General features: G+C 34.2%; 3 protein-coding genes. 2 read left to right on the top strand and 1 reads right to left on the bottom strand.

Annotation, left to right across the window (positions count from 1 at the left end; translation table 11 throughout):
* Together RAC86_RS38820 and RAC86_RS38815 are read left to right on the top strand one after the other, a co-directional pair.
* Positions 1 to 418 (top strand): hypothetical protein (locus RAC86_RS38820; RefSeq protein WP_377886970.1); only part of this gene is annotated, 418 nt, incomplete at its 5' end.
* A 136-nt stretch (positions 419 to 554) separates the two neighbouring features.
* Entirely contained in the window at positions 555 to 749 is a 195-nt protein-coding gene (locus RAC86_RS38815; RefSeq protein ID WP_061186341.1) for a hypothetical protein, read from the top strand.
* A gap of 99 nt (positions 750 to 848) precedes the next feature.
* On the opposite strand, the gene RAC86_RS38810 is transcribed toward RAC86_RS38815, so the two are convergent.
* Positions 849 to 1,211, bottom strand: a complete 363-nt coding sequence (locus tag RAC86_RS38810) for a hypothetical protein (protein WP_072566385.1) — start codon at positions 1,209 to 1,211, stop codon at positions 849 to 851.
* Positions 1,212 to 1,247 lie beyond the last annotated feature (36 nt).

Genomic DNA, 1,247 nt, shown 5'->3' with positions numbered 1-1,247 from the left:
TTTTACGGTGTTGCCCATTACACAAAAAACAGAACAGTGGTCTGTAGAAGTAAGTGAAGCAAAAAATGCAAAGGATTTTGCTTCACCTAAGAAAGGGAAATATAATGTTTATTCCTTGGAAGTCAAAAACATTGGGAAAGAAGCAGCTACAGTTGATGTGCAATTGTATAGAAATGATCCTGATTCAATCACAAGGTTTTCACTCTTTGGATGCCCCGATGAAAATTGTGTAAATCAAATAGAGGATGCTAAAACGTTAGCTGAAAGTTTAAACGATGGCACGCCGTTGAAGTTCAAGCATTTTATGCTGTCAGATAAAGCCTCTGAATTGGAAGTTGTGATTATCTGGACGCAAAAGGGGCAAGAAGGACGCCGTTTAAAACAGACCTTTAAGTTCACTGAAGATGGTGTTCATTAAGTGTTAAAAGCAGCTTATTTTTAAATTTGTCAGTCATTGAAATAGAATATTCATATTTCTTATATAGATAAGCAAGCATACTGCGGAGAAAGGAAAGGGGAGAGGGAGAGTAAAACTAATAAGATGGGATGGTTTTATGATTAGATCCATTACTTTGCCAGAGGAAAAAACGAAAATAACAGTTGGAAAACCAATCAAAAATGAGTCAAACGTTAAAGTTACTGCAATTTTTGACTATAGAGAAGAACCAGAGGAAGCTTTTTGGATACACTTATCTGATGGAAGTGAAATGTTTGTTGATGATCACAAAGTCTTTATTGAATACGAATAGAGAAAGTATTAAAATGAACAAGCAGTTGAATCACTTCCTGCGCATGTTAGCTTGAAATTGTAAAGATAAAAACTGTCACACCTAAAAAAAGCACCCCAGTTAATCATTAAAGCCGTTAATTTCAAAATTTTCTATGTCGAGATTTATGTTTTTCAATTGTTTCAACAGAACTTCAAATTTTAAGCAACCACCATTTTTCAATTCTTCTGGAATATCTTCCGGATGAGCAATTTTCATCCCGGACTCAATCCATTGTTTGCGATACAATTGAAATGCAGCCTCAATTAAATGATCTGGAGTTACAATAAAGCCTAATCTTACATCATGATCCTCACTGTAGCCAAACTCAAAATCGCAACATGGACAAATGTCAAACGTTTTTTGATACTCGCCTTTATACAAAGGATTTTGACTTAATCCTTTATATCCGCAAATTAAACATGAATATAATTTTTCTCTCAAATTAATCCCTCTTTTATCTGTTGAAAATTCACGATC

It is taken from the genome of Bacillus sp. LR_5 (assembly GCF_042709275.1).
The sequence above is the reverse complement of the archived record's forward strand: the minus strand, read 5'-3'. Positions and strand labels throughout refer to the sequence as shown.